The following is a 5,688-nucleotide window of genomic DNA, read 5'->3' on the forward strand; positions in this document are numbered from 1 at the left end:
TCAACGGCGCCTACTTCCGCGTCCACCACTTCGCGCAGCAGTCCGCCGCACCCATGCCGCTGCTCTCCGCGATCGCCGCCCGCACCGAGCGGATCGAAGTGGGCACGGGCGTGATCGACATGCGCTAGCCGATCAGGTGCGCGAACATCGGCGAAAGGCCGACGACCGGCACCGCGATCACCAGCATGATCCAGAACATCCGACGGAACTGCGCGACGTGATCGCCGTGCCCGTGGTGCCCGGCGTACGCGTCGTGACCGGCGTGCATGTCGTGGCCGTCGTGCTGGTGCGTGCCCCGATCGCCGCCTCCGACGCCGAGGGCGACGTGGGGTCCTGCCGCCCGTGCCCCTCGTGCTGTGTGCTCATGGCTTGCCCCTATACCCCTAGGGGGTATAAACCAGCGGCGAGGGCCCGTCGTCACCCACCGCTCCCGACCGAACACCGGCCGTCCGCCTCCGAGCCGGGGAGTCGTCGAAGGAATCCACGTACATCACGCACCTGAAGCACATGACGTCCACGGAAGTCGCCACGAGAACCCGCGCCCCCACCTCCCATTCATCGCCATTCATCGATATGATCCCCGTATGGCGATGCCGATGGAATCCTCTCCCCCTCTCTTCGACGTGGACGAGTCCCAGGCCGCGCTCTTCCACGCGCTGGCCGAGCCGACTCGGCTCACGCTGCTCCAGCACCTCTCCACCGGCGAGCACCGGGTACGGGATCTCGTCGACCACCTGCACCTGGCCCAGTCCACGGTCAGCAAGCACCTCGCCTGCCTGCGGGACTGCGGACTGATCCGCTCCCGCAGCGAGGGCCGCGCCTCCTGGTTCTCCCTGTCGGACCCGGAGCAGCTGCGCTCCCTGCTCGCCATGGCCGCGACGATGCTCTCCGGCGCGGGCGCGGCGCCGACGATCCACGAGCACCTGCACGACCCGCGCGTCGGCGGCGGCCCGGCCGACGAGGAGAGCCCGCGATGACCGCCTCGCACACCCACGGCCACAGCCATGCCTCCCCGACGACCGGCCGCACCCGCCTCGCGATCGCCTTCGGGCTGACGGCGCTGATCGTCCTCGCGCAGGCGGTCGGCAGCGTGGTCACGGGCTCCCTCGCCCTGCTCACCGACACCGCGCATGCGCTCGTGGACGCCTCCGGGCTGCTGGTCGCCCTGATCGCGGCGACGATGCTGCTGCGCCCCGCGAGCCCCACCCGCACCTGGGGCTTCGCCCGGATCGAGGTGCTCGCGGCGCTGGCCCAGGCGACGCTGCTGATCGTCGTCGGCACCTACACCGCGATCGAGGGGCTGCGCCGCCTCGCCTCCCCGCCCGAGATCGCCTCGACGGAGCTGCTCGTCTTCGGCGCGGTCGGGCTCGCGGTGAACCTGGTGGCGATCCTCGTGCTCGCCGGCGGCAGGGACACCAGCCTGAACATGAAGGCCGCCTTCCTCGAGGTCGCCAACGACGCGCTCGGCTCCCTCGGCGTGATCGTCGCGGCGCTGGTCATCCGGTACACCGGCTTCCAGCAGGCCGACGCGCTCGCGGGCCTGTTCATCGCGGCGCTGATCGTGCCGCGCGCGATGCGGATCCTGCGCGACACCCTGCGGATCCTCATGGAGTACGCCCCCGAGGGCGTGGACCTCGACGAGGTGCGCGAGCACCTGCTGGCTCTCGAGCACGTCCAGGACGTCCACGACCTGCACGCCTCCAACGTCGGCAGCAGCCTGCCGATCCTCTCCGCGCACGTGGTGGTGGCCGAGGAGTGCTTCGGCTCGTCACACGCGATGGAGATCCTCGAGGAGGTCCGCGAGTGCGTGCGCACACACTTCCCCGTCGCCTTCGAGCACGCGACCATCCAGATGGAGAGCCCCGACGTGCACGCGCGTGAAAAGGCCCGAACGTTGCACGTCTGAGCGCGGCGCCGCCGAGGAACACGGCCTGTTCACCTCACAGAACAGACGCCGCGGACCCTCCCCCTGCTTCCGCCGTCCCCAGCTGCTCCTCCGCCGTCGGCCTGCGCGTCGCGGTGGCGGGGCTGAGCACCGCCGCGAGGAGCGCGACCGCGAGGGGAAGCCGAGGGAGGCGCCGAGGCCCCAGAGCGCGACGGCGACGACGGCCACGACCTGACTGTCCACGTAGGCGATGAGCGCGAGGCCGGTCGCGGCGAACAGGGCGCTGACCAGGAGCACGCGGGAGCGGCCGACGCGCTCCACGATCGGCCCGCCGGAGAAGCGGCCGATCGTCCTCGAGGCCGCGAACAGCGCGAACACGAGTGAGCCCATCGTCGCGTCGAAGCCGTGCCCGTCGACCATGATCAGCGGCAGCCAGTCGTTGGCGGTGCCCTCGGCGAGCGCCATGGCGAGCACGACCCCGCCGATGCACACCAGCCGCAGGTACCTCCAGATCGCGGGCCGCGGCGTCGCCGCCCATGCCGCCGCCGAACAGCGCGAGGCCGAAGGCGGTGAGGAGCGGCTGTCCCATCGAGGCGCCGAGCGCGATCGTGGGCAGTGCGACGACCACCAACGTCGAACCCGCGAGGACCACGGGACGGGTGCCGAGCCGCATCACGAGCGGTCCGGAGGAGAGAATCCCCAGCATCGACCCGATCGAGAGGCCGAAGAGCACCAGCCCCATCTGCGCAGTGGAGGCATCCCGCAGGTCCCGCACCGCGGGCGTGCGGGTGACCCACGCGGACATGCTCAGGCCCGGCAGCAGGAACAGGGCGTACAGCGCGAATCGGCGTCGGCGCAGGGAGATTGGGAGCGAGGAGGTCACCCGGACGAGCGTACGCAGGGGGCGACCGCAGGTCATGGGCTGTCCGTCGCATCGCCCCTGGCGGCTGTCGGCCCCCGGGCCTACGCTCTCCCCGAGGGCCCGGCAACTAGCCGGCGCCGACGCCGAGGAGGACGTCCGCCATGCCTGCTGCACTGCACCCCTACCTCAACTTCGACGGCAACGCCCGCGAGGCGTTCGAGTTCTACGGCGAGGCCCTCGGGGCCACGCCGCAGTTCGCCACCTTCGGGGAGTTCCAGGCGGTCCCCGAGGGCGACCTCCGCGCCCTGCTCGAGGCCGAACGCACCCGCACTCACGAGCGGATCGAGGCGCTCCGCCGCGACCACGCCGCGATCCTCGACGGGATGGCGCTGACCTCGACCGACGACGAGCACGACCCCGAGGGGCAGACCACCGCCGTGGACCGCTCCCGCACCGAGGCCCTGCTGGCCGGTGACGAGCAGCACCTCGTCGATCTCGACGCCGCCGAGCAGCGGCTCGAGGACGGCAGCTACGGCATCTGCGAGGTGTGCGGGCGGCCGATCCCGCGCGCCCGCCTCGAGGTCCGGCCGACGGCGAGGACCTGCGTGGATCACGCCTCCTGACCGTAGGCTTCCCGTCATGACCGCTGCGACCGCCTCCTCGCCCGACGGCACGATCGTCGTCGTCGGCTCCGTGAACGTCGACCTCCTCGCGCAGGTGCAGCGCCACCCCCGGCCCGGAGAGACGCTGCACGGCACGGGCGGGCAGATGCTCCCCGGCGGCAAGGGAGCGAACCAGGCGGTCGCCGCCGCGCGCCTCGGCGCCCGGGTCGCGATGGTGGGTGCCGTCGGCTCCGACGTCCAGGCCGAGGTGGCGCTGTCCGCGCTGCGCGAGGCCGGCGTCGACCTCGGCCATGTCGCGGAGATCGAGGGGCCGACGGGACTGGCGATCGTGACGGTCGCGGAGGACGGCGAGAACTCGATCGTCGTCATCGCGGGCGCGAACGACGCCATGGACGCCGCCCGAGTGCGGGCCGCGGGCGAGGTCATCTCCGCAGCGCGCATCGTCGTATGCCAGGGGGAGATCCCGCGGGACGGTATCGAGGTGCTGCCCGCCCTGGTCAGGGGCCGGTTCCTCCACAACCCCGCACCGGTGATGGAGCTGGATCCGGCAGTGCTGCGCGCCTCGGACCCGCTGGTCGTGAACCAGCACGAGGCCTGAGGCGACGCCCTCACGGCGGACGCCACGGAGCCGGAGCGGACGCGGGAGTATCCTGCGGCGGGGCGTGAGCCCGCGAGGTCGCGCCCCTGCGCCGAGCGGACCCGCCCGGCGGACCCCACCACGAAGGACCGCCCCCATGACTACTCCCCGCGTCACCGTCCAGCAGGCCTGGGACGCCCTCGCCGAGGGGAACGAGAGGTTCATGGCCGGGGAGCTGCGCCACCCGCAGCAGAACGCGGCCCGTCGCTCCGAGCTGATCGGGGCGCAGGCGCCGAACGCGGCGTTCCTGGGCTGCTCCGACTCACGCGTCGCGGCGGAGATCCTCTTCGACTGCGGCCTGGGCGATCTCTTCGTGGTGCGCAACATTGGCCAGATCGCGAACGAGAACACGGTCGCGACCATGGAGTTCGCGGTCGCGGAGCTCGGCGTCGCCGTCATCGTGGTGCTCGCCCACGGCTCCTGCGGCGCAGTGAAGGCCGCGATCGACCAGACCACCGCGAACCCCAGCGAGGTCACCCCCGCGATCCGCAAGGAGCTCGAGGAGATCCGCCCGGCCGTACAGCAGGAGTGGTTCGCGACCCAGCAGGTCAGCCCCTACGTCGAGCCGACGCTGATCGACGTGGACGCCGTGGGCCGTCGCCACCTCAACGAGACGGTCAACGCCCTCATGCGCCAGTCCACCGTCATCTCCGACGCGGTCGCCGAGGGCAGGCTCGGGATCGTCGGCTGCCAGTACCAGCTCGAGGAGGGCCGGGTCTCCCCGATCTCCTGGGTCGGTCAGCTCGACGTCGCGCGCTGAGCAGAGCGTTCAGCCGCCGAGCAGCCCCTCGAGGCGCTGCGCCGCCCGGGCGAGCGCCTCGGACTGTCCCGTGACCTGCTCGGTGTCCATGCCCTGGAAGCTCATCAGGCGGCCCTCCCCGCGGCGTGGGCGGTGACGTGATCTATCGCGCCGATCACCTTCGCGCACAGCGCGTCCGCGAGGGAGCCCGGCGCGGCTTCGCGCACCTCGGCGCCGTCCTCACCGGGGACCAGCAGGGCGAGCTGCTCGCCGTGCTGCCCGAGCGCGTACCAGGAGCCACCGCCGACGGTGGTCTCCTCCGGGGCCGGGGAGGAGACGACGACCATCTGCACCTGCGCGATCGACGGTGCGTCGGCGAGGTGCTCGGGGGCGGGGGCGGGCTCCGCGTCGGTGAAGGCGGGGCGCTGCGGCACGAGGACCCGCACGAGCGCACCGAGGTGCTCGATGGCCGCCAGGCCCAGTAGGGCGTGTTGCTAAACCCATTGGAGTGTTGCGGCGAGGCAGACGGCGGAGTGATTGTTCCGGGCGGTCTTGTCGGAGCGCATCGCGATGCCGCGCCATTGCTTGATTTTGTTGAAACGGCCGATCGCGTGATCAGGAGGCTCGGCCCCGAACTCCTTGTCGTTCGACCTGGCCCTTTGTGTCCCGCTTGAGGGTCGCGCCGTGCTGATGCACGCGCACGATCGTCGAGTCGATCGAGGCCATCCAGTCGAGCTCGCCGCGCTGATGCGTCAGCGACTGGACCTTCGCGAGCACCCGCGCCCACACGCCCTGCTCCGACACTATTCATCAACTTTTCAACCACCCGGGCTAGGCTTGTCTCATGCGAGCCTTCGGATTCCTCAGCTTCGGTCACTACGGCGGCCGCCCCGAGCAGGGCGGCCTGACCGCCCGCCAGATGCTCCACGACGCGATGGACAT

8 protein-coding genes and 2 pseudogenes are annotated in these 5,688 nt (G+C 71.6%); 6 read left to right on the forward strand and 4 right to left on the reverse strand.

Annotation, left to right across the window (positions count from 1 at the left end):
• Nucleotides 1-125 (forward strand): annotated as a pseudogene (locus MU407_RS13385) (alkane 1-monooxygenase); the annotation flags it as partial.
• Here the strand turns inward: MU407_RS13385 and MU407_RS13390 are convergent.
• The gene (locus MU407_RS13390; protein ID WP_199173887.1) at nucleotides 125-268 is read right to left on the reverse strand and encodes a hypothetical protein; all 144 of its coding nucleotides are present in this window, start codon (nucleotides 266-268) and stop codon (nucleotides 125-127) included. The pseudogene MU407_RS13385 and the gene MU407_RS13390 overlap by 1 nt on opposite strands.
• Before the next feature lie 316 nt (nucleotides 269-584).
• On the opposite strand from MU407_RS13390, the gene MU407_RS13395 reads away from it, so the two are divergent.
• Both MU407_RS13395 and MU407_RS13400 read left to right on the forward strand, forming a co-directional pair.
• Nucleotides 585-977, forward strand: coding sequence for a metalloregulator ArsR/SmtB family transcription factor (locus MU407_RS13395; RefSeq protein ID WP_102235666.1), 393 nt, complete (start codon nucleotides 585-587; stop codon nucleotides 975-977).
• Entirely contained in the window at nucleotides 974-1,906 is a 933-nt protein-coding gene (locus MU407_RS13400; RefSeq protein WP_246958222.1) for a cation diffusion facilitator family transporter, read from the forward strand. Before MU407_RS13395 ends, MU407_RS13400 begins: the two co-directional genes overlap by 4 nt.
• Before the next feature lie 210 nt (nucleotides 1,907-2,116).
• Here MU407_RS13400 and MU407_RS13405 read toward each other — a convergent pair.
• A pseudogene (locus MU407_RS13405) lies at nucleotides 2,117-2,350 on the reverse strand (MFS transporter); the annotation flags it as partial.
• A gap of 558 nt (nucleotides 2,351-2,908) precedes the next feature.
• Here MU407_RS13405 and MU407_RS13410 point away from each other — a divergent pair.
• The 3 genes from MU407_RS13410 (at nucleotide 2,909) to MU407_RS13420 (ending at nucleotide 4,767) form a co-directional block, all read left to right on the forward strand.
• Nucleotides 2,909-3,370, forward strand: coding sequence for a TraR/DksA C4-type zinc finger protein (locus MU407_RS13410; protein ID WP_246958224.1), 462 nt, complete (start codon nucleotides 2,909-2,911; stop codon nucleotides 3,368-3,370).
• Nucleotides 3,371-3,386: 16 nt separating this feature from the next.
• Nucleotides 3,387-3,968: a PfkB family carbohydrate kinase gene (locus MU407_RS13415; RefSeq protein ID WP_233190651.1), complete on the forward strand. Its 582-nt coding sequence runs from the start codon at nucleotides 3,387-3,389 to the stop codon at nucleotides 3,966-3,968.
• Between the two features lie 136 nt (nucleotides 3,969-4,104).
• A complete protein-coding gene (locus tag MU407_RS13420) occupies nucleotides 4,105-4,767 on the forward strand; it encodes a carbonic anhydrase (protein ID WP_102235660.1) in 663 nt (220 codons plus the stop codon).
• Between the two features lie 104 nt (nucleotides 4,768-4,871).
• Here MU407_RS13420 and MU407_RS13425 read toward each other — a convergent pair whose 3' ends face one another.
• Both MU407_RS13425 and MU407_RS13430 read right to left on the reverse strand, forming a co-directional pair.
• On the reverse strand, nucleotides 4,872-5,192 hold the full coding sequence (locus MU407_RS13425; protein WP_246958225.1) for a hypothetical protein: 321 nt from the start codon (nucleotides 5,190-5,192) through the stop codon (nucleotides 4,872-4,874).
• A gap of 169 nt (nucleotides 5,193-5,361) precedes the next feature.
• Nucleotides 5,362-5,550, reverse strand: a complete 189-nt coding sequence (locus MU407_RS13430; RefSeq protein ID WP_246958227.1) for a hypothetical protein — start codon at nucleotides 5,548-5,550, stop codon at nucleotides 5,362-5,364.
• Between the last annotated feature and the right edge of the window lie 138 nt (nucleotides 5,551-5,688).

Source organism: Brachybacterium sp. Marseille-Q7125, assembly GCF_023062615.1.
GTDB lineage: Bacteria > Actinomycetota > Actinomycetes > Actinomycetales > Dermabacteraceae > Brachybacterium.